Source organism: Kluyvera sp. CRP (assembly GCF_019930565.1).
In the GTDB taxonomy this organism is placed as follows: domain Bacteria; phylum Pseudomonadota; class Gammaproteobacteria; order Enterobacterales; family Enterobacteriaceae; genus Kluyvera; species Kluyvera georgiana_A.
Genome location: NZ_CP082841.1, coordinates 1,757,510 through 1,777,858, shown reverse-complemented (window position 1 = coordinate 1,777,858; position 20,349 = coordinate 1,757,510). Strand labels below are relative to the sequence as shown.

General features: G+C 55.0%; 22 protein-coding genes and 1 other RNA gene. 14 read left to right on the top strand and 9 right to left on the bottom strand.

From position 1 onward, the window contains the following. Positions 1-89: 89 nt before the first annotated feature. The 10 genes from exuR (at position 90) to K7B04_RS08335 (ending at position 6,010) form a co-directional block, all read left to right on the top strand. Positions 90-866, top strand: a complete 777-nt coding sequence (exuR, locus tag K7B04_RS08380; protein ID WP_163447842.1) for a transcriptional regulator ExuR — start codon at positions 90-92, stop codon at positions 864-866. 303 nt (positions 867-1,169) lie between these two features. Then, positions 1,170-1,832: a DedA family general envelope maintenance protein YqjA gene (gene yqjA / locus K7B04_RS08375; protein ID WP_064542121.1), complete on the top strand. Its 663-nt coding sequence runs from the start codon at positions 1,170-1,172 to the stop codon at positions 1,830-1,832. A 2-nt stretch (positions 1,833-1,834) separates the two neighbouring features. Beyond that, the gene (mzrA, locus tag K7B04_RS08370; RefSeq protein ID WP_167574982.1) at positions 1,835-2,215 is read left to right on the top strand and encodes an EnvZ/OmpR regulon moderator MzrA; all 381 of its coding nucleotides are present in this window, start codon (positions 1,835-1,837) and stop codon (positions 2,213-2,215) included. A gap of 145 nt (positions 2,216-2,360) precedes the next feature. Then, positions 2,361-2,729 (top strand): DUF1090 domain-containing protein, encoded by a 369-nt coding sequence (locus K7B04_RS08365; protein WP_223803809.1) that lies wholly within the window; start codon positions 2,361-2,363, stop codon positions 2,727-2,729. Between the two features lie 29 nt (positions 2,730-2,758). Beyond that, positions 2,759-3,064: a YqjD family protein gene (locus K7B04_RS08360; RefSeq protein WP_064542116.1), complete on the top strand. Its 306-nt coding sequence runs from the start codon at positions 2,759-2,761 to the stop codon at positions 3,062-3,064. A 2-nt stretch (positions 3,065-3,066) separates the two neighbouring features. Next, positions 3,067-3,465 (top strand): phage holin family protein, encoded by a 399-nt coding sequence (locus K7B04_RS08355; RefSeq protein ID WP_163447840.1) that lies wholly within the window; start codon positions 3,067-3,069, stop codon positions 3,463-3,465. Continuing rightward, positions 3,465-3,755 (top strand): YqjK-like family protein, encoded by a 291-nt coding sequence (locus tag K7B04_RS08350; RefSeq protein WP_064542524.1) that lies wholly within the window; start codon positions 3,465-3,467, stop codon positions 3,753-3,755. Before K7B04_RS08355 ends, K7B04_RS08350 begins: the two co-directional genes overlap by 1 nt. Positions 3,756-4,066: 311 nt before the next feature. Further along, complete coding sequence (locus K7B04_RS08345) at positions 4,067-4,459, top strand: DoxX family protein (protein ID WP_064542109.1); 393 nt, start codon at positions 4,067-4,069, stop codon at positions 4,457-4,459. 69 nt (positions 4,460-4,528) lie between these two features. After that, the gene (locus K7B04_RS08340) at positions 4,529-5,515 is read left to right on the top strand and encodes a glutathione S-transferase family protein (protein WP_223804137.1); all 987 of its coding nucleotides are present in this window, start codon (positions 4,529-4,531) and stop codon (positions 5,513-5,515) included. A gap of 129 nt (positions 5,516-5,644) precedes the next feature. After that, positions 5,645-6,010 (top strand): DUF805 domain-containing protein, encoded by a 366-nt coding sequence (locus K7B04_RS08335; RefSeq protein WP_064542103.1) that lies wholly within the window; start codon positions 5,645-5,647, stop codon positions 6,008-6,010. A gap of 111 nt (positions 6,011-6,121) precedes the next feature. Here the strand turns inward: K7B04_RS08335 and K7B04_RS08330 are convergent, their stop codons facing one another. After that, positions 6,122-7,018: a LysR family transcriptional regulator gene (locus K7B04_RS08330; protein WP_065356113.1), complete on the bottom strand. Its 897-nt coding sequence runs from the start codon at positions 7,016-7,018 to the stop codon at positions 6,122-6,124. 104 nt (positions 7,019-7,122) lie between these two features. On the opposite strand from K7B04_RS08330, the gene K7B04_RS08325 reads away from it, so the two are divergent. Continuing rightward, positions 7,123-7,824, top strand: coding sequence for a pirin family protein (locus tag K7B04_RS08325; protein WP_163447839.1), 702 nt, complete (start codon positions 7,123-7,125; stop codon positions 7,822-7,824). A gap of 24 nt (positions 7,825-7,848) precedes the next feature. Beyond that, positions 7,849-8,010: a hypothetical protein gene (locus tag K7B04_RS08320; RefSeq protein WP_163447838.1), complete on the top strand. Its 162-nt coding sequence runs from the start codon at positions 7,849-7,851 to the stop codon at positions 8,008-8,010. 32 nt (positions 8,011-8,042) lie between these two features. On the opposite strand, the gene K7B04_RS08315 is transcribed toward K7B04_RS08320, so the two are convergent. The 7 genes from K7B04_RS08315 to K7B04_RS08285 all read right to left on the bottom strand — a co-directional run bounded on the left by K7B04_RS08315 (position 8,043) and on the right by K7B04_RS08285 (position 15,949). Further along, on the bottom strand, positions 8,043-9,350 hold the full coding sequence (locus K7B04_RS08315) for a serine dehydratase subunit alpha family protein (protein WP_223803808.1): 1,308 nt from the start codon (positions 9,348-9,350) through the stop codon (positions 8,043-8,045). 15 nt (positions 9,351-9,365) lie between these two features. Continuing rightward, positions 9,366-10,691, bottom strand: a complete 1,326-nt coding sequence (locus K7B04_RS08310) for an amino acid permease (RefSeq protein WP_163447836.1) — start codon at positions 10,689-10,691, stop codon at positions 9,366-9,368. A 554-nt stretch (positions 10,692-11,245) separates the two neighbouring features. Next, positions 11,246-11,626, bottom strand: an RNA gene (gene rnpB / locus K7B04_RS08305) — RNase P RNA component class A. Positions 11,627-11,658: 32 nt separating this feature from the next. Next, positions 11,659-12,804: a glycerate 2-kinase gene (garK, locus tag K7B04_RS08300; RefSeq protein ID WP_223803807.1), complete on the bottom strand. Its 1,146-nt coding sequence runs from the start codon at positions 12,802-12,804 to the stop codon at positions 11,659-11,661. 86 nt (positions 12,805-12,890) lie between these two features. After that, on the bottom strand, positions 12,891-13,781 hold the full coding sequence (gene garR, locus K7B04_RS08295) for a 2-hydroxy-3-oxopropionate reductase (protein WP_191091025.1): 891 nt from the start codon (positions 13,779-13,781) through the stop codon (positions 12,891-12,893). Positions 13,782-13,811: 30 nt separating this feature from the next. Beyond that, positions 13,812-14,582, bottom strand: coding sequence for a 2-dehydro-3-deoxyglucarate aldolase (gene garL, locus K7B04_RS08290; protein WP_163447833.1), 771 nt, complete (start codon positions 14,580-14,582; stop codon positions 13,812-13,814). Positions 14,583-14,608: 26 nt separating this feature from the next. Further along, entirely contained in the window at positions 14,609-15,949 is a 1,341-nt protein-coding gene (locus K7B04_RS08285) for an MFS transporter (protein ID WP_163447832.1), read from the bottom strand. Between the two features lie 413 nt (positions 15,950-16,362). Here K7B04_RS08285 and garD point away from each other — a divergent pair, with 413 nt between their 5' ends. Beyond that, a complete protein-coding gene (garD, locus tag K7B04_RS08280) occupies positions 16,363-17,934 on the top strand; it encodes a galactarate dehydratase (protein WP_167574978.1) in 1,572 nt (523 codons plus the stop codon). 50 nt (positions 17,935-17,984) lie between these two features. On the opposite strand, the gene K7B04_RS08275 is transcribed toward garD, so the two are convergent. Next, complete coding sequence (locus K7B04_RS08275) at positions 17,985-18,800, bottom strand: DeoR family transcriptional regulator (RefSeq protein ID WP_163447830.1); 816 nt, start codon at positions 18,798-18,800, stop codon at positions 17,985-17,987. A 269-nt stretch (positions 18,801-19,069) separates the two neighbouring features. Between K7B04_RS08275 and kbaZ the strand changes: the two genes are divergently transcribed. Further along, complete coding sequence (gene kbaZ / locus K7B04_RS08270; RefSeq protein WP_249023281.1) at positions 19,070-20,347, top strand: tagatose-bisphosphate aldolase subunit KbaZ; 1,278 nt, start codon at positions 19,070-19,072, stop codon at positions 20,345-20,347. The last annotated feature ends 2 nt before the right edge of the window (positions 20,348-20,349 follow it).

Here is a 20,349-nt window from a genome sequence, read left to right as displayed (position 1 = left end):
CAGGCGGCTTTTTTCATGCCAAATTGTGGTGAGTGGCTCGCAAAAGTGGTATAACAAATTCAATCTGCCGTACCCTGCCTGGAGAGTATATGGAAATCGCCGACGCACGTCGCTTATATCAGCAACTTGCCGCTGAGCTGAAAGAACGCATTGAGCAAGGCGTTTATCTTGTGGGCGATAAACTGCCTGCTGAGCGCTTTATTGCCGATGAAAAAAGCGTCAGCCGCACCGTGGTGCGCGAAGCCATCATTATGCTCGAAGTTGAAGGGTACGTTGAAGTTCGCAAAGGTTCCGGCATCCACGTTATCTCCAATCAGCCGAAGCATCATCAGGCGCCGGACGAAAACCTGGAGTTCGCCAACTACGGGCCGTTCGAGCTGCTGCAAGCGCGCCAGCTCATTGAGAGCAACATCGCTGAATTTGCCGCCACCCAGGTCACCAAGCAGGACATCATGAAGCTGATGGAGATCCAGGAAAAAGCGCGCAAAGAGAAATGCTTCCGCGACTCCGAGTGGGATCTCCAGTTCCACGTGCAGGTCGCCCTGGCGACGCAGAACACCGCGCTGGCCGCGATCGTTGAAAAAATGTGGACCCAGCGTGTGCATAACCCGTACTGGAAGAAACTCCACGACCATATCGACGCCCGAACCGTCGATAACTGGTGCGACGATCACGACCAAATCCTCAAGGCGCTCATCCGCAAAGATCCGCACGCGGCGAAGATCGCCATGTGGCAGCATCTGGAAAACACCAAGCTGATGCTGTTCAACGAAACCAGCGATGATTTCGAGTTCAACGCCGACCGTTACCTGTTCGCCGAAAACCCGGTCGTTCACCTCGATACCGTCGCCATCGGCGGTAAATAAATCGTTCTTTTTTTCGACAAGGCTTGCCTGACTTTCTGTGTGGGTAAGCCTTTGTAAATCCCCTAGCCTCTCTCCGCACGAAACCGCAAAATCAATCTGCAACAAATTGCAATTTCTATGACGTGAAACCACGCCGTTTGTTACAATTGCGTGCATTTTGTCGTTTCGACATTGAGTAAAAGATTATTTCGCCAAAACAGGGACTGTTCAGCGCGTATTTACCGCGATGCTATTAAAATAGAAACAGAGAAGACGTCGCAGCGCGTTCAGGCATTACGTTAATCGATGTACCAGGAATCATGAATGGAACTACTAACCCAACTGTTAAATGCCTTATGGAGCCAGGATTTCGAGACGCTCGCAAATCCCTCGATGATCGGCATGCTCTATTTTGTCTTGTTTATGATCCTGTTTCTGGAAAACGGGCTTCTGCCTGCCGCCTTCCTGCCGGGCGATAGCCTGCTGGTGCTGGTTGGCGTACTCATTGCCAAAGGCGCGATGGGCTTCCCGCAAACGATATTTCTCCTGACGGTCGCCGCCAGCCTCGGCAGCTGGATTGGCTATATCCAGGGCAACTGGCTAGGCAATACGCGTATCGTCCAGAACTGGCTATCGCATCTTCCCGCCCATTATCACCAGCGTGCGCACCACCTGTTCCATAAGCATGGTCTGTCTGCCCTGCTGGTTGGCCGCTTTATCGCTTTTGTCCGCACCCTGCTGCCGACCATCGCCGGGCTGTCCGGGCTCAACAACGCGCGCTTCCAGTTCTTTAACTGGATGAGCGGCCTGCTGTGGGTTTTGATTCTGGTCTCGCTGGGTTTCCTGCTCGGTAAAACGCCGGTCTTCCAGAAATATGAAGACGCGCTGATGTCCTGTCTGATGCTGCTACCGGTAGTACTGCTGGTCTTTGGACTGTGCGGTTCGTTAATCGTGATGTGGAAGAAAAAATACGGTAATCGAGGATAATCATGGCGTCGAACCGCATTCAGCTTCGTCGGTTTGCATTGAGCCTGAGTATCATGCTGATGTTGTGCATGCTGCTCTGGATGTGGGCCGCGCTGCAGCGTGAAGAGTCCACGCTCGCGATTCGTCCTATTAGCCAGGCCAGCATGCCTGATGGTTTCTCCATCTCGCACCACCTGGATGCCAACGGCATTCGTTTTAAAAGCATTACCCCGCAGAATGACTCGCTGTTGATTACCTTTGAATCCAGCGAGCAAAGCGCGGCGGCGAAGCGCGTGCTGGATAGCACCCTACCGCACGTCTACGTTGTCGCTCTACAGGATGAAGACAACGATCCGCAAAGCTGGCTGTCACGACTGCGTGACACCTCACATCGATTTGGCTAAAAACTTCCAGGAATCTGAATAATTTCACTTACTTTGGTGATTTAGTCTTTTACTTACTATGCTTAGTATTGTGGGTGCCGTCTCGGTACTCACCTACTGGGAAAAGTACATTCCAGATGTACTGTGCAAAATGGAAGATGAATACATGAAATACCGCATCGTACTTGCGCTTACTCTCGCTTGTCTTAGCGCGAGCGCAGCAGCAACATCACTCTGCCAGGAAAAAGAGCAGGACATTCAGCGTGAGATTGGTTATGCCGAGAAGCATAACAATCAGAACCGTATCAACGGCCTTAAAAAGGCGCTGAGCGAGGTGAAAGCCAACTGTACTGATAGCAAGCTTCGCGCCGATCATCAGGAAAAGATCGCTGAGCAGAAGGACGAAATTCGCGAGCGCGAGCAGGATCTGCGAGACGCGAAGCAGAGCGGCGATGCGGAAAAAGTGGCTAAACGCGAGCATAAGCTGCAGGAAGCCCAAAAAGAACTTAACGCGCTGGAATCACGCGCATATTGAGTGTGTGGAACCCCAACAGGAGAGAGACGATGGCTAAAGATTCAACCTCAGATCAGTTACGTGCAGAGCTGAAAGCCCTGTCAGATACTCTGGAAGAAGTCCTGAACGCTTCCACCGATAAATCCAAAGAAGAGTTGAGCAAACTGCGCAGCAAAGCGGAAAGCGCGCTGAAAGAGAGCCGCGACCGTCTGGGCGAAACGGGCGATGCCATTGCGAAGCAGACCCGCGAAGCGGCGGCGAAAGCCGACGGCTACGTCCGCGAAAACCCGTGGACCGGTGTTGGCATTGGCGCCGCCGTCGGCCTGGTGCTGGGCGTACTGCTGACGCGCCGTTAAGCATGAGTGATTCTCAGCACGCGCAGGGCCCCGGGAAAAACGTCCTCGGCATTGGTCAGCGCATTCTCACCTTGCTGGTTCAGATGGTTGAAACGCGACTCCGCCTGGTGGTCGTCGAGCTGGAAGAGGAGAAAGCCAACCTCATCCAGCTGCTGTTAATGGCAGGGTTAACCCTGCTGTTTACCGCTTTCGGCCTGATGAGCCTGCTGGTGTTGATTATGTGGGCGGTCGACCCGCAGTATCGTTTACACGTGATGATTGCCACCACCGGCACGCTGCTACTGTTGGCGCTGATTGGCGGCATCTGGACCCTTCGCAAGGCCCGACGTACCACGTTACTGCGACATACGCGCCACGAGCTGGCCAACGACCGCGCCCTTCTTGAGGATGAAGAGCCATGATGAGCCCACGTCAGGAACGGGAACAGCGCAAAGCGTTTCTGCTGCGCCAGATTCAGCAGCAGCGGCTGGATCTCAGCGCAGGTCGCCGCGACTGGCTGGATGTCACACAGGTTTACGATCGCGGCTGGAGCCGTCTCGTCAGTCTGCGCTCGTGGGTGATGGTCGCCAGCAGCGCCATGGCCGTGGTGTCGCTGCGCCACCCTCGCTTCCTGGTGCGCTGGGCGCGACGCGGTATTGGCGTCTGGAGCACCTGGCGAATGGCAAAGAGCCTGCTGCGCAAAGCAGGCTAATTCGGCAGCTTTCTCACAACATAAAGCCCCGTAGACAGCACGCAGATACGGGCTTTTTCTGCTGTTCATACTTTCCATCCTGTCAGCGTTTGCTGTCACAGGACAGGCATTCCTGCTCCCCTCTGTCCGTCACCGCCTCCACCGCCAGACCTCATTGCTCAGATTCTTTGAAGAAGTTCAACAGTTTTCCTTGCTAACAATTGCCATACGTCGCAGTTATATTTCTCTCCATCGACAGCAGCAACGCGCTATCGACGTGTAAATGCTGAATAAATTGGTTTAACTACCCGCAAGGTTCTCTGGAGAGAAAGATGAAAAAATTAGAAGATATCGGTTTCCTGGTTGCTCGTATTCTGATGCCAATTCTGTTTATCACAGCTGGCTGGGGCAAAATCACCGGGTATGCGGGTACACAGCAGTACATGGAAGCGATGGGCGTCCCAGGGTTCCTGCTGCCGCTGACCATCCTGCTTGAGTTTGGCGGCGGTCTGGCAATCCTGTTCGGTTTCCTGACCCGTACCACCGCGCTGTTCACCGCAGGCTTCACCCTGCTGACCGCGTTCATCTTCCACAGCAACTTTGCTGAAGGCATGAACTCGCTGATGTTTATGAAAAACCTGACCATCGCTGGCGGCTACCTGCTGCTGGGTATCACCGGTCCGGGCGCATTCAGCATCGACCGTGTACTGAATAAAAAGTGGTAAGCGCACTATACTGAATGAACAAAAAGCGAGGAGATATCTCCTCGCTTTTGCTATCTGAAGGAGAACATGATGGGACAATTAATCGACGGCGTCTGGCAGGATACCTGGTATGACACCAAATCCACCGGCGGGCGTTTCCAGCGTTCAGTCTCCGCCTTTCGCAACTGGCTAACCGCCGATGGCGAACCGGGCCCGACCGGCAGCGGCGGCTTTGCAGCCGAAAAAGATCGCTATCATCTGTACGTTTCTCTCGCCTGCCCATGGGCGCACCGCACGCTGATTCTGCGTAAACTGAAAGGGCTGGAGCCGTTTATCTCCGTTTCGGTCGTTCACCCGCTGATGCTGGAAAACGGCTGGACTTTCGACGCTGATTTTCCGGCTGCAACCGGCGATACGCTCTATCAGCATCAGTTTCTGTACCAGCTCTATCAGCATGCCGATCCGACCTATTCCGGCCGCGTGACCGTTCCCGTACTGTGGGACAAGAAAAACCAGACCATCGTCAGCAATGAATCCGCTGAAATCATCCGCATGTTTAATACCGCGTTCGATGCGCTCGGCGCGAAAGCGGGCGACTATTATCCTCCCGCGCTGCGTGAGCAAATCGACGAGTTGAACGGCTGGATCTACGACACCGTGAATAACGGCGTCTACAAAGCGGGCTTTGCCACCAGCCAGGCAGCCTATGACGAAGCCGTAGAAAACGTATTTGTCTCGCTCGACCGTCTGGAGAAAATCCTCGGCCAGCAGCGCTACCTGACAGGCAACCAGCTCACTGAAGCTGATATCCGCCTGTGGACCACGCTTATCCGCTTCGATCCGGTGTACGTCACCCACTTCAAGTGCGACAAGCATCGCATCAGCGATTATCTGAACCTGCACGGCTTCCTGCGCGATATCTATCAGATGCCGGGCATCGCGGAAACCGTGGATTTTAGCCATATTCGCAACCACTATTTCCGTAGCCACAAAACCATCAACCCGACCGGTATTATTTCGGTAGGCCCGTGGCAGGATCTGGATGAACCGCACGGCCGCGACGAGCGTTTCCGTTAAGCACACCGGGCATCGGTCCTCGATGCCCAATTAATTCACGCCATCAATATTTACCATGTTTTCATTCACGTCTATCCTTAGCTTGATCGCTTTAAAAACAAGTGATTAATGGTCAACTGAGGCAAAAAAATGGATTGGTATCTCAAGGTTCTACGTAATTACATTGGGTTTGGCGGCCGCGCCCGTCGCAAAGAGTATTGGATGTTCGTGCTGGTGAACGTCATTTTCACGCTGGTGTTGGGCGTGGTGGATAAGATGCTTGGCTGGCAGCGTGCTGGCGGTGAAGGGATCCTCACCACCATTTATGGTGTTCTGGTCTTCCTGCCCTGGTGGGCAGTACAGTTCCGCCGTCTGCATGACACCGATCGGTCGGCGTGGTGGCTGTTACTGCTGATCATTCCGGTGATCGGCTGGATCGTCATTCTGATCTTCAACTGTCAGAACGGGACGCCTGGCGACAACCGTTTTGGACCGGATCCGAAACGCTTCTCCTGATCCCGGCCAGGCATAATTCGGGGTTTTGTAGGCCTGATAAGCGCAGCGCCATCAGGCTATTCGGCGTCGATCGCCGGATGGCGGCGTAAACGTCTTATCCGGCCTACAACTCTATTTCGCGGTTAGCAGCTTTTGGATCTCACGCAGGCACCAGGACTTCGCTTCGCCCATGCTGTCGCGCCGCCAGGCCATAATGATGTCAATCTCGCTGGTGTACTCCGGGCTAACCACCCGCAAACGCCCTTCGGCAATATCCTGTTCAACCAGTGGATATGGCATGGTCGCCACGCCCAATCCGGCAAGCAACGCCTGACGTTTTTCTTCCATCGAGGTCACCGTCAGACGTGGCTGCTTATCCAGCAGCTGTACCGTCAGCACCGGGCGCTCGCGCGCGGTATCGGCAATCGCGACGCCGCGATACTTCACGCGCGTTACCTCAGACAGCGGCTCGGCCTCCTGGTGAATCGGATGGTCCGGCGCCGCAACGTAAACGTTCATCACCGAATAGAGCTTGCGCGAGTTGATCTCCGTCGAAGAGCGGAAGTGCATATCCGGCGCGATGACAATATCCGCCCTTCCCTGCTCCAGACGCTCCCAGGCGCCCGCCAGCACTTCGGTAATTATCGACAGCTGAGTGTTCGACTTGGTCGCCAGTTTCTCCACCAGCGGGAACAGCGTTGGCGTAGGGATCAACGCTTCCGCCACAATGGTGAGGTGCGTTTCCCAGCCGCGCGCCAGCGCTTCGGCATCGGTGGTCAACTTATCCGCCGCTTCCAGCAGCACGCGACCGCGTTCCAGCAACATGCGCCCAACGTTGGTGAATTTTGTTCGATGACCTGAGCGGTCAAATAACACCACGTCCAGCTCTTCTTCCAGCTTTTGCATGGTGTAGCTTAATGCCGAAGGCACGCGGCCCAGCTCGTCTGCCGCGGCAGCAAAGCTGCCACGCCGGTCGATGGCGTCCATTACTCGTAGTGCTTCCAGCGTCAGTGCTCTTTCTTTAGCCATGGCGTGCTCATTCAGGAAATTTGAACATACCGGGCAGAATATCTGGCTAACAATGCAGCGTCCATACCTTTACCATTGATTTAGTGTAAAGGAGGGTCAAGAAGATGATTACCACAAGAACAGCGAAACAGTGCGGACAAGCAGACTTCGGTTGGCTACAGGCCCGCTATACCTTCTCTTTTGGGCACTACTTCGATCCGAAACTGCTGGGCTATGCCTCTTTGCGCGTGCTGAATCAGGAAGTGCTCGCCCCCGGCGCGGCTTTCCAGCCACGCACCTATCCGAAAGTCGATATTCTGAACCTGATTCTGGAAGGCGAAGCCGAATACCGCGACAACGAAGGCCACCATATTCAGGCCAAAGCCGGTGAGGCGCTGCTGATCGCCACCCAGCCCGGCGTGAGCTATAGCGAACATAATCTGAGTAAAGATAAGTCGTTAACCCGGATGCAAATCTGGCTGGACGCCTGCCCGGAACGGGAAAACGCGCGGGTGCAGAAACTGAAGTTAAAAGAGGCGACGCACCAGCTGTTAGCCTCTCCTGACGGCAGCCAGCACAGCTTACAGCTGCGTCAGCAGGTGTGGCTACACCATATCGAACTAGCAAAAGGCGAGCAGGTGAATCTACAACTGCACGGGCCGCGCGCCTATCTGCAGTCGATTCACGGTACGGTTCACGCACTGGCGCATGACGCGGAGAAACAGGCGTTAACCTGTGGCGATGGCGCCTTTATTCGGGATGAAGCGAATATCACACTTGTTGCCGATACCCCTCTGCGCGCTTTGCTGATAGATTTACCGGTGTAGTTTTTTCAGGATAGCGGAAGTCAAATGAGTAAGCGAAACCATAAAAAGCAGCAAACGGTGAAAGCCGTCGTCATGTCTCAACCGGTTAGCGCGCCAAAAGAGTTTGGCGTTGAAGAGATGCTGAGCGAGTTAGAAGCCATCGTCGCCGAGGCGGAAAACCGCCAGGCAGAAGAACGAGCGGCCTGAGAAAACGCCCCGGCCTGAACCGGGGCAAACGGCTAGTTCAGCTTGCTGGCCATAATTTGAATCACCTGCCGATCGGTTTGCTGCATCGACTGACAGGCCAGCGCGCAGAGGTTGGAAATCGACTGCTCGACGTCGTGCGCCACAATCCCCTCATTGCCGGTGACCGCGGTTTCATCCAGCGCCATCAGCACCGCTTTCCACGCCGACGATACGCTGGTCGATACCTTCATCGCACAGCTGTTTGACGCGCCATCGCAGATAATCCCGCTGACATCGCCAATCATGCTGCTGATCGCCATTGAAATAGTGCGATAGCTCCCGTCGATCAACCAGCAAATCCCCGCGGCCGCGCCCATCGATGCCGTCGTGGCGGCGCAGAGCGCGGACAACATCGGCAGCTGATGGTGGATGTAGATGGCCGTCAGGTGCGAGAGAATCAACCCGCGCGCCATTTTTTCCTGCGAACTGCCCAAATGTTCAGCGACCACCACCACCGGCATGGTGGCGGCGATGCCCTGGTTACCGGAGCCTGAATTACTCATAGCCGGCAGGCAGGCTCCGCCCATACGCGCGTCAGATGCGGCCGAGGTGCGGATCATAATGTCGGACAGCAGATCCTTAGCCAGCAGTCCGCGTTCGCGCTGGCGCTGGAGCGTCGCGCCAATATGCAGGCCATACTGCGCACGCAGCCCTTCATGGGAGAGCGCGCTATTGAGCAGCGCCGCGTCGAGAATAAAACTGATATTTTCAAACGGGACCTGCTCAGCAAACTCAACCACCTGCGCCAACGTGACCTCCGCCAGCGACGAGGTGGATTCCTCTTCCCCGGCGCTGGCGCAGCCGCGGGCATCCAGCAGCGTGACGCCGTTTTTCACGATCCGTACCACTCGGGTATGACCGCCTGCAATCGTCACCGTGGCCGACTCCGCGTCGGTATACACCGTGGCGCTGGCATACAGCACATCCTCGCACGGTTCCTGAATCGAGACCGACACCCTACCGCTCGCCAGCAGCGTCTTCCCGGCCGCGATGGCCTCAACGGAGGCGCTTTTTAATACCTCCAGTCCCGCCTGCGGATCGCCGCCTAACGCGCCTACCGCCGCGGCAATCGGTAGCCCCACCATGCCGGTTCCCGGCACGGTAACGCCCATGCCGTTTTTCATCAGGTTGGGAGAGACTTTGGCGTCAATATGAGTCACCCTTCCCGCCAGATGCGAGGCGGCAATCGCGCTGGCCAGAGCCAGCGACACCGGCTCGGTACAGCCCATCGCAGGCTTCACATTTTGTTTAACCGCTTGAATCAGGGTATCCCACAGCGGATTCATCGTTACTTCAACCATCTTAACCATCCAAAATCAGGAGAATGCCAGGAACGGAGAGACGCAGAGCAGCAGGCCAGTGATGATAATGATCACCAGCGAGGCCCCTTTGTATTTATGCAGCGCCGGAACTTTGTAAACCAGCCAGGCAGGAATCAGACAACCCACCATGCCGAAGATAGGGCTGCAAATGGAAGTGAAGCTCAGCACTGGCGCATTCAGCACGATCGCGCTCCAGGCCAGCAGGATGGCGAAGATCATGATCCCACGCTGTACCAGCTTCTCATTGATCTTTTCCATCGGCATTTTACGACGCAGCAGGTTAATCACGATCCCTTGCGTCGCCTCGCGAAAGCCGAGGTAGACGCCAAAGAACGCGGTCATCACCGCAAAAATGTTGAGAATCACGCTCACCACGGTGACCCAGGCACCGGTGCTACCGTTGATGAACTGCGCGGCAATCGCCAGCGCGGAGATATTTTGCTCGTAGGCTTTAACCGCTTCGTCGTGTCCCATTGCCAGCGTGAAGGACACGGCATAGAAAAAGACCACAACAAACAGAATGCCGAAGGCAATGTTCATCGCCCGCAGCGCTTTATGACGCGCCACTTCGCGGGATTTTTCCTTTGAGCGGTAAGAGATAACCATCGGGCTGAGCGTCTGAATAAACAGGATAGATGTCAGCGTAAACGGCAGCGTGATGATCGCGTTTTTCACCAGCAGGCCCATCGGCGGTAAAGTACCGGCGTTGTACAGGTGCCACATCCCCACCATCGATACGCCCAGCGCCGCCACCACTAACAGCTTGGTTAGCACCATAAAGCTGGAAACTTTAAACAGCAGCTTCTCACCACGCGAAGAGATCGCCACCAGCACGCAGATCAGCACCAGGCCATAGAACGGGTTTTCCGACAGCAGACCATCGGTGACGCCGAAGGTATGCAGATAAGAGGCGCTGTCGTTGGTGATGGCCGTGGAGTAAACAAACATCCAGATCACCAACATAATGAAGTAGAGCGCGCCGAGTAAAATCCCCCAGTTTTTTCCCAAGTAACCGCTGATCACGCTCGGGTAGTCTTTACACTCCGGCGACTCGGCCAGGGTGTTGATAAACAGTCGCTGAAACAGGTACATAGCCGGATAGCCGACGATAGAGGAGAGCAGGAAGACCCACAGCCCCATCAGCCCTACCTGCACGGGCAAAAAGACAATACCCGCGCCGATAGCCATCCCAATGCTCATGATGACCCAACCCACGTCGGTACTGTCGAACTTTATTGCTGCCTGCCATTCACTTTCTGACATGCCCGCTCGTGCGGCCGCCGCCGAGGTGTGCGTCGGTGAAACTGAGATTGTTTCCATAACAAATTCTCACTCTTGGTGTGTAGGGTTTATTGTTCTGATACAGATTGATATTTCAAAAAAACAAATCATCACAGGCTTATTCACTGCTTTTTCCTAGAGTGTGAAGATCATAGCGCGGGTTAAGGAGAAAAAACTTGCAACTCTTTGCCCGGAAAAAAGCGATAAGGAGAAATTCATGCCATGAATAGCGAGAAATCAGCCAGCTTATTTCTCTTTTTACGAACAATGGAGGAGAAAACATATTTTTCCATGCCGCAGAATTTTATAACAGACTGTTTTTTAATGATATTTTTAGAATTCTCTATTCCCTTAACCCAACAACGTAAAGGGATTTTGTGAACCCGGACAACAAAGAATGTTAATGAAATGTGATGCCGGGTTAAGACAAAAAATGAGGCCTATCACAACATCAGGCCATTTCAGTTAATAACTCTATTTTTTGTATGGATATAGTAAACAATCAGAAGATTTCGCTAACAAAATGGGGAAGTTACTGGAGCGATCGCTGAGGGATAAAAAAGCAAAACCCCGCCGAAGCGGGGTTTTTTAAGAGGTGAAACTGACCGATAAGCCGGGTTCTGTCGTGGACAGTCATTCATCTAGGCCAGCAATCGCTCACTGGCTCAAGCAGCCTACCCGGGTTCAGTACGGGCCGTACCTTATGAACCCCTATTTGGCCTTGCTCCGGGTGGAGTTTACCGTGCCACGGACTGTTACCAGCCGCGCGGTGCGCTCTTACCGCACCCTTTCACCCTTACCTGATCCCGCTTGCGCGGGCCATCGGCGGTTTGCTCTCTGTTGCACTGGTCGTGGGCTGTTACACCCCCCAGGCGTTACCTGGCACCTTGCCCTATGGAGCCCGGACTTTCCTCCCCTCCGCCCGTCTCCCCCGAAGAGGACGACGACGAAGCGGCGACTGTCTGGTCAGCTTCGGCGCGCAGTATAGAGGGTTTGCGCGCCGATGTCACCTTTCCGTCAGCATTCCCACCCGCAGGGTGGCGGCAATGTTACGGGAGGTGAGATAAATATTGTCCGCCGCATCGCGGAACGCCTCTTCCAGCGAGCCAATGCGGTTCAGTACGCTGAAGACCGAATCAATGCCGTACTGATGTACCACGCCAACGTCGCGAGTCAGGCTACCGGCAATGCCGATCACCGGCTTATGGTATTTTTTTGCCACGCTGGCCACGCCCACCGGCACTTTGCCGTGAATGCTCTGACTATCGAGTCGCCCTTCGCCGGTCACCACCAGCGTGCAGTCATGAATATGTTCTTCCAGATTCAGCGCCTGGGTGACGATCTCAATTCCGCTGCGCAACTCCGCGCCAAGAAATGCCATCAGCGCCGCGCCCATGCCGCCTGCGGCCCCGGAGCCAGGCACGTCTTTCACATCAACGCGTAGCGATTTTTGAATCACCTCGGCGAAGTGCGCCAGGTTACGGTCCAGTTCGGCAATCATCTCTGCCGTCGCCCCTTTCTGCGGCCCAAAAATGCAGGACGCGCCAAACGGCCCGGTCAGCGGGTTAGTCACATCGCAGGCCACGCGGATTGTGCAGGTCTGTAGACGCGCATCCAGCCCGGCAATATCAATATGATTGAGGCTCATCAGACTGCCGCCGCCAAAGCCTATCGCCTTCCCGTTGGCATCGCACAGCTTTGCTCCCAGCGCCTGAACCATGCCGGCGCCGCCGTCGTTGGTCGCGCTGCCGCCAATGCCGATAATGATGTTCTTCACCCCGCTTTCCAACGCCTGGAGAATCAGCTCCCCGGTACCGTAAGAGGTGGTAATCAAAGGGTTGCGTCGTTCCGCGGGCACCAGCGCGAGGCCGCTGGCAGCAGCCATTTCGATAAACGCCGTACCGCCGTCGCCCGAAATTCCCCACTGTGCCGTAACGACATCGCCAAGGGGGCCGGTGACGGTCGATGTCATCGCGCGCCCCTGCGTCGCCGCAATCATCGCCTCAACCGTTCCTTCTCCACCGTCGGCGACCGGGACGGACACAAACTGCGCTTCCGGAAAGATTTCCCGAAATCCTTTTTCTATCGCCAGTGCTACCTCGGTGGCAGAAAGGCTTTCTTTATAAGAGTCTGGGGCGATTACGATTTTCATATCTGAGCCTATTAGCGCGCGACGCCGGATGACGCATCACCGTTCCGGCCTACCTTGTGAGCCCGACGCCGTCGGGCCCAACGTCCTTAGCGAGTCACTTCCACTTTCGCCAGTTTTTCGTAGTAGCAGGCCAGCGCGCTATGGTCGGCAGTCCCCAGACCATCGGCACGCAGCGCCTGCATCATTTCCATCACCGCCGCCGTCAACGGGAGCTGCGCGCCCACGCCGTGGGAGGTGTCCAGCGCGTTGGCCAGATCTTTAATGTGCAGGTCGATACGAAAACCCGGCTTGAAGTTTCTGTCCATGACCATCGGCGCTTTGGCATCCAGCACGGTGCTGCCCGCCAGGCCGCCGCGAATCGCCTGATAGACCAGATCCGGGTTCACGCCCGCTTTGGTCGCCAGCGTCAGCGCTTCCGACATCGCCGCGATATTCAGCGCGACAATCACCTGGTTTGCCAGCTTGGTGACGTTGCCCGCACCGATTTCACCGGTGTGAACCACTGAACCCGCCATCGCTTTCATCAGGTCGTAGTACTTGTCGAAAATCGCTTTATCACCGCCCACCATCACCGACAGCGTGCCATCAATCGCCTTCGGCTCGCCGCCGCTGACCGGCGCATCCAACATATCAATCCCCTTCGCCTTCAGCGCATCGCTGATTTCACGGCTTGCCAGCGGCGCAATAGAACTCATATCAATCAATACGGTGCCCGGCTTCGCGCCTTCGATAATGCCGTTTTCACCCAGCGCCACTTCTTTGACGTGCGGCGAGTTTGGCAGCATGGTGATGATCACGTCGCACTGCTCGGCAATCGCTTTTGGCGTGGTCGCGGTTTCCGCGCCCGCCGCAATCACTTCGGCAATCGTTTCAGAATTACGGTCAGCAACCACCAGTGAGTAGCCCGCTTTCAGCAGGTTTTTGCTCATCGGTTTGCCCATGATACCCAGACCAATAAAACCAACTTTCATCGTTATTTCCTCAATTTTGCGTTAATTCGGTAGGGGTTACTTTTTGAAGGCATCCGCCAGTTTCTGCGTCCCGGCGCGGAACACGCCCAGATCGCTGCCCACGGCCACAAAGGTGGCGCCCCACTCCAGATAGCGGCGCGCATCGGCTTCCACCGGCGCCAGAATGCCGCTGGGTTTACCGTGCGCTTTCGCACGGGCAAAAATATGCTGGATAGCCTGCTGCACTTCCGGATGCGAGGCGTTGCCGAGATGCCCCAGCGCGGCAGCAAGGTCACTTGGGCCAACGAAGATCCCATCCACACCGTCGGTTGCGGCAATCGCATCGACGTTATCGACACCCAGTTGGCTTTCAATCTGCACCAGGATGGTGATGTTCTTGTTGGACTGCGCGAAGTAGTCCGCTACGGTGCCGAACATATTGCCGCGATGCGAAACGGATACGCCGCGAATCCCTTCCGGCGGGTAACGCGTGGAGGAAACCGCCTGCGCCGCCTGCTCCTGCGTTTCAACGAATGGAATCAGGAAGTTGTAGAAACCGATGTCCAGCATACGTTTGATAATCACCGGCTCGTTGGTCGGCACGCGCACCACCGGTGCGCTCTGGCTGCCCTTAAGCGCCATCAGCTGCGGGATTAATGTCGTCACATCGTTCGGCGCATGTTCACCGTCCAGTACCAGCCAGTCGAACCCGGCCAGGCCTAACACTTCGGTGCTGATTGGGCTGGAAAGTGCGGACCAGCAGCCAATCTGAACCTGTTTTGCAGCCAGCGCCGCTTTGAATTTGTTAGGGAAAATCGCGTTATCCATGTTCATTACCTTAAGTTAGTCGCAGCTTACTTCCGCAGCTCGAGACGTTTGATGTCGCCCACCACGAACAGGTAGCAAACCATCATCATCAGTGCGGAACAGCCTACAAAAATCAGTGCGCCATTGAAGGAGTGCAGTTCACTCACGATATAACCAATCACCAGCGGGGTGACGATGGAGGCCACGTTGCCAAACACGTTAAACAGACCGCCGCACAGGCCGACAATTTCTTTCGGCGCGACGTCGGAGATGACCGGCCAGCCGAGTGCGCCAAAGCCTTTTCCGAAGAACGCCAATGCCATCAGCGTGACGACCAGCGCAGTGTTGTCGGTGTAGTTGCACAGAATAATCGTCGAGGCCAACAGCATGCCCAGTACGATAGGCAGCTTACGCGCAAAAGTCAGCGTACAGCCACGGCGAATCAGGTAGTCAGAGAACAATCCACCCAACACGCCGCCGGCAAAGCCGCACAGTGCAGGGATGGACGCCACCAGACCCACTTTCAGAATCGACATGCCTTTATCCTGCACCAGATAAATCGGGAACCAGGTGAGGAAGAACCAGGTGATGGTGTTTAAGAAATACTGGCCGAAGAAGATACCTAACATCATACGGCTACTGAGCAACTGTTTGATGTAATCCAGCTTCGGACCTTTCACTGCGTCGCTACCCGGCTTTTTGTGGTCCATATCGACCACCGCGCCATTGTCGGCAATGAATTTCAGCTCTTCTTTAGACATCCGCGGATGGTCGGTCGGGTTATGCACAAACTTCACCCACATCCCGGTCAACAGGAAGCCAATCACGCCCATCACGGTAAAGACGTGCTCCCAGCCCCACGCAAAGGTCAACCAGCCCAGCAACGGGGAGAACAGCGCCAGCGAGAAATATTGCGCGGAGTTAAAAATAGCCGACGCGGTGCCACGCTCTTTGGTGGGGAACCAGGCCGCCACAATACGCGCGTTCGCCGGGAAAGACGGCGCTTCAGAGAAGCCGAGCATAAAGCGCATGAAGAACATGGAGACGCCAGCCCACGCCAGCGGGAAGAAACCGACAAAGCCCTGTAAGAAGGTAAACAGCGACCAGAAGAACAGGCTGTAGGTATACACCTTTTTGGAGCCAAATTTATCCAGTAGCCACCCTCCCGGAATCTGCATCAGCAGATAGGCCCAGCCGAATGCCGAGAAGATATACCCCATGGACACCGCGCTCAGCTCCAACTCTTTCGCCACGGAGGTACCGGCGATGGAGAGCGTTGCGCGGTCAGCGTAGTTAACGGCCGTAACAATAAAAATAATTAACAGAATTAAATAGCGGGTATGCATTCCCTTTTTTGCTTCAACAGCGTCAGCAGTATCGTGTATCATTTTATTATCCTCGGGTACAGGATGCTTTAATCTTCTTATTTTTATTAAAGCGAATTTCGCTGATTATTTAATTGATGACGGGTAATCTCAATAAATAATCAGACGCCATGAAATCGAGAATCAGTATAATCAGGATACCTTCGCCACGCATTATGCAAATCACCAGGTTAATCGCTTCATAAACTAATTTTATTGTTCATGTGCACACGGCACTGGGCGCTGATGCACAATTTCACGTATTGATACCCTTGCCCCATGAGGGATGAGGAGGATGAGTGATCTGTATCACATTTTTATATTCAAACTCCTGACATTCTTTATTCCATTACTCAGGTGTTTTTATTTTTCATTATCTGAAAAGAAACACTTATACACTTAATTCATTTTACCCCCTGGCTGGAGAATGCTGGACAATGGCTAACATTGAAATCAGACAAGAATCGCCGACTGCCTTTTATATAAAAGTTCACGCTACCGATAATGTCGCGATCATTGTCAATGATAATGGATTAAAAGCAGGAACGCGTTTTCCTGACGGTCTGGAATTAATTGAACATATCCCCCAGGGGCATAAAGTTGCGCTGGTGGATATTCCTCAGAATGGTGAAATCATTCGCTACGGTGAAGTTATCGGTTACGCGGTACGCGATGTCGCCAAAGGCAGCTGGATCGACGAATCCACGGTCACGCTGCCGAAAGCGCCGCCGCTTAACACCCTGCCGCTGGCGACCAAAGTGCCAGAACCGCTGCCGCCGCTGGAAGGTTACACCTTTGAAGGTTACCGTAACGCCGACGGCAGCGTGGGCACCAAAAACCTGTTGGGCATTACCACCAGCGTGCACTGCGTGGCAGGCGTTGTGGACTACGTGGTTAAAATCATCGAACGCGACCTGCTGCCGAAATACCCGAACGTTGACGGCGTGGTCGGTCTGAACCACCTTTACGGCTGCGGCGTGGCGATTAACGCGCCGGCTGCCGTGGTGCCGATTCGCACCATTCATAATATCGCGCTGAACCCAAACTTCGGTGGCGAAGTGATGGTGGTGGGCCTCGGTTGCGAAAAGCTACAGCCAGAGCGTCTGCTGGAAGGCACGGAAGATGTGCAGAGCATCCCGGTCGACAGCGCCAGCATCGTACGCCTACAGGACGAGCAGCACGTGGGCTTTAAATCGATGGTCGACGATATCCTGCAGGTTGCCGTGCGCCATCTGGAAAAACTCAACCAGCGCCAGCGCGTCACCTGCCCGGCCTCCGAGCTGGTGGTGGGTATGCAGTGCGGTGGCAGCGACGCTTTCTCCGGTGTGACCGCTAACCCCGCTGTCGGCTACGCCTCCGACCTGCTGGTGCGCTGCGGCGCAACCGTGATGTTCTCGGAAGTCACGGAAGTACGCGACGCCATTCATCTGTTAACCCCGCGCGCCATCAATGAAGAAGTGGGCAAGCGTCTGCTCGAAGAGATGGCCTGGTACGATAACTATCTCGATATGGGCAAAACCGACCGTAGCGCCAACCCCTCTCCGGGCAACAAAAAAGGCGGCCTCGCCAACGTGGTGGAAAAAGCGCTGGGTTCGATCGCTAAATCAGGTAAAAGCGCCATCGTGGAAGTCTTGTCGCCCGGCCAGCGCCCGACCAAACGCGGACTGATTTACGCCGCCACCCCGGCCAGCGACTTCGTCTGCGGCACTCAGCAGGTGGCCTCCGGCATTACCGTGCAGGTATTTACCACTGGCCGCGGTACGCCGTATGGTCTGATGGCGGTACCGGTCATCAAGATGGCCACCCGCACCGAACTGGCTAACCGTTGGTATGACTTAATGGATATCAATGCCGGCACCATCGCCACAGGCGAAGAGACCATTGAAGACGTGGGCACCAAGCTGTTCCACTTCATTCTTGATGTGGCGAGCGGGCGTAAGAAAACCTTCTCGGATCAATGGGGATTGCACAACCAGCTGGCAGTATTTAACCCGGCCCCGGTGACCTAATCACCCTCGCCAGCTTATACGGGGGTATGCCTTTGCATACCCCCTTTTTTTTATTCCGACAGCGGCACCAGAATCACGTCGACGCCGATTTTCCGCAGCCCTTCCAGACTCTCCTGCGGGATCCCTTCATCAACGATAATCATATCGACACGTTGCATATCAATAATTTTATGCAGGCTTGAACGGTTGAACTTGGTGGAGTCCGTGACCACGATGATCTTCTCCGCCACTTCGCTCATCCGCCGGTTCAACCGCGCTTCGTCCTCATTATGAGTACTGATACCGCGCTCCAGATCGATAGCATCAACACCCAGAAACAGCATGTCGAAATGGTAGTTTTGCAGCGAATGCTCCGCCTGATCGCCATAGAATGACTGGGACTGACGGCGCAGGTGTCCGCCGGTCATCAGCAGTTCCACGCCTTCCGCTTCCAGCAGCGCGTTGGCGACGTTCATCCCGTTGGTCATCGCAATCACGTCACTATGCTGGCGCATCAGACGGGCGATTTCATAGGTTGTGGTACCGGAATCGAGGATCACGCGGTGACCCGGCTTGATAAACTCGACGGCAGCCCGCGCAATACGCCGCTTGACCGCCGTGTTCAGCGAGCTTTTATCTTCAACAGAGGGTTCCACGCCCGGCGTGTTGCCGTCGCAAATCAATGCGCCGCCATAGGCGCGCACGGCAATGCCTTGTTTTTCCAGAAACGCCAGATCGTTACGAATGGTCACTGTGGAAACGCCGAACAATCCGGAAAGATCGTTCACCTGCACGCTGCCCTGCTGTCGCAACCGCTGGATGATCTGCTCGCGCCTTTCGCTGGTCCCTGAAACCCGCTTATCTGCAGAAGACTCGCTGTTACTCATAAGAAATCCTTTGGTCAAATTCTTTCGTTTCATTTCGTTTTGTCTATTAACGCCTTTCTTTTTCCGAAAAGCAAGTCTTATAAAGTCCCTCTTCAGGCCGAAATCCAGCTTCACGGCCTTTCATTACGTTTCTTTTGTGAAACAGATCGGAAAACTATTATCTTTCGTTTTATTTTTATAACACCATGATGCAGTATCAAATGAAACAAAACGAAAGATTGATTCCGAAGTCATCCTATCTGGAGAGGAAAGTGAAACATCTTACTGAAATCGTGGAGCAGCATAAACGGGGGAAGGCAAACGGGATTTATGCCGTTTGTTCCGCGCATCCACTGGTACTGGAATCCGCAATACGCTACGCGCACGCCAACCAGACGCCGCTGCTGATCGAAGCCACATCTAACCAGGTTGATCAGTTCGGCGGCTATACGGGCATGACCCCGGCCGATTTTCGCCGTTTCGTCTGTCAACTCGCCGATTCACTCCATTTTCCGCAGTCGCAGCTGATTCTCGGCGGCGATCATCTGGGGCCAAATCGCTGGCAGGATCAACCCGCAGCCGTCGCCATGGGGCATGCCGACGATCTGATCAAAAGCTACGTTGCCGCAGGCTTTAAAAAGATCCATCTGGATTGCAGCATGTCCTGCCAGGACGATCCGGTTCCTTTAACTGATGAGATTGTCGCCGCGCGCGCCGCACGTCTGGCGAAGGTCGCCGAAGAGACCTGCATTGCCCAGTTTGGCGAAGCGGATCTGGTTTATGTTATTGGCACTGAAGTCCCGGTGCCGGGCGGCGCGCATGAAACATTAACCGAACTGGCAGTGACAACACCCGAGGCCGCACGCGCCACGCTGGAGGCTCACCACCACGCCTTTGAACAACAGGGGCTGAGCGACATCTGGCCGCGAATTATCGCGCTGGTGGTGCAACCTGGCGTCGAATTCGACCACACCCACATCATTGATTACCAACCGCAAAAAGCCATTGCGTTGAGCAAGATGGTAGAGGCCTATGACACGCTGGTGTTCGAAGCACACTCTACCGACTACCAGACGCCGCAGTCGCTGCGCCAGCTGGTGGTCGATCACTTCGCCATTCTGAAAGTCGGCCCAGCGCTCACCTTCGCCCTACGCGAAGCGCTATTTTCGCTGGCCGCCATTGAGGAAGAATTGCTGCCCGCCAAAGCCTGTTCCGGCCTGCGCCACGTGTTGGAAACCGTCATGCTCGATCGCCCGGAATACTGGCAGAGTCATTACCACGGCGACGGCAACGCGCGTCGTCTGGCACGAGGCTACAGCTATTCCGATCGCGTTCGTTACTACTGGCCGGACGAGCAGATTGATGACGCTTTCGAACGTCTGGTGCGCAACCTGGCGGACGAACCGATCCCGCTGCCGCTCATCAGCCAGTATTTACCGTTGCAGTACGTCAAGGTTCGCGAGGGGGATCTCATCGCCACGCCGCGAGAACTTATCATCAGCCACATTCAGGACATACTGCAGCAGTACCACGCTGCCTGTCAGGGCATGACATCCCATAACGGATAACA

Coding starts and splice junctions, on each gene's coding strand:
- exuR (WP_163447842.1), top strand. CDS start 90: ATGGAAATCGCCGACGCACGTCGCTTATATCAGCAACTTGCCGCTGAG.
- yqjA (WP_064542121.1), top strand. CDS start 1,170: ATGGAACTACTAACCCAACTGTTAAATGCCTTATGGAGCCAGGATTTC.
- mzrA (WP_167574982.1), top strand. CDS start 1,835: ATGGCGTCGAACCGCATTCAGCTTCGTCGGTTTGCATTGAGCCTGAGT.
- K7B04_RS08365 (WP_223803809.1), top strand. CDS start 2,361: ATGAAATACCGCATCGTACTTGCGCTTACTCTCGCTTGTCTTAGCGCG.
- K7B04_RS08360 (WP_064542116.1), top strand. CDS start 2,759: ATGGCTAAAGATTCAACCTCAGATCAGTTACGTGCAGAGCTGAAAGCC.
- K7B04_RS08355 (WP_163447840.1), top strand. CDS start 3,067: ATGAGTGATTCTCAGCACGCGCAGGGCCCCGGGAAAAACGTCCTCGGC.
- K7B04_RS08350 (WP_064542524.1), top strand. CDS start 3,465: ATGAGCCCACGTCAGGAACGGGAACAGCGCAAAGCGTTTCTGCTGCGC.
- K7B04_RS08345 (WP_064542109.1), top strand. CDS start 4,067: ATGAAAAAATTAGAAGATATCGGTTTCCTGGTTGCTCGTATTCTGATG.
- K7B04_RS08340 (WP_223804137.1), top strand. CDS start 4,529: ATGGGACAATTAATCGACGGCGTCTGGCAGGATACCTGGTATGACACC.
- K7B04_RS08335 (WP_064542103.1), top strand. CDS start 5,645: ATGGATTGGTATCTCAAGGTTCTACGTAATTACATTGGGTTTGGCGGC.
- K7B04_RS08330 (WP_065356113.1), bottom strand. CDS start 7,018: ATGGCTAAAGAAAGAGCACTGACGCTGGAAGCACTACGAGTAATGGAC.
- K7B04_RS08325 (WP_163447839.1), top strand. CDS start 7,123: ATGATTACCACAAGAACAGCGAAACAGTGCGGACAAGCAGACTTCGGT.
- K7B04_RS08320 (WP_163447838.1), top strand. CDS start 7,849: ATGAGTAAGCGAAACCATAAAAAGCAGCAAACGGTGAAAGCCGTCGTC.
- K7B04_RS08315 (WP_223803808.1), bottom strand. CDS start 9,350: ATGGTTGAAGTAACGATGAATCCGCTGTGGGATACCCTGATTCAAGCG.
- K7B04_RS08310 (WP_163447836.1), bottom strand. CDS start 10,691: ATGGAAACAATCTCAGTTTCACCGACGCACACCTCGGCGGCGGCCGCA.
- garK (WP_223803807.1), bottom strand. CDS start 12,804: ATGAAAATCGTAATCGCCCCAGACTCTTATAAAGAAAGCCTTTCTGCC.
- garL (WP_163447833.1), bottom strand. CDS start 14,582: ATGGATAACGCGATTTTCCCTAACAAATTCAAAGCGGCGCTGGCTGCA.
- K7B04_RS08285 (WP_163447832.1), bottom strand. CDS start 15,949: ATGATACACGATACTGCTGACGCTGTTGAAGCAAAAAAGGGAATGCAT.
- garD (WP_167574978.1), top strand. CDS start 16,363: ATGGCTAACATTGAAATCAGACAAGAATCGCCGACTGCCTTTTATATA.
- K7B04_RS08275 (WP_163447830.1), bottom strand. CDS start 18,800: ATGAGTAACAGCGAGTCTTCTGCAGATAAGCGGGTTTCAGGGACCAGC.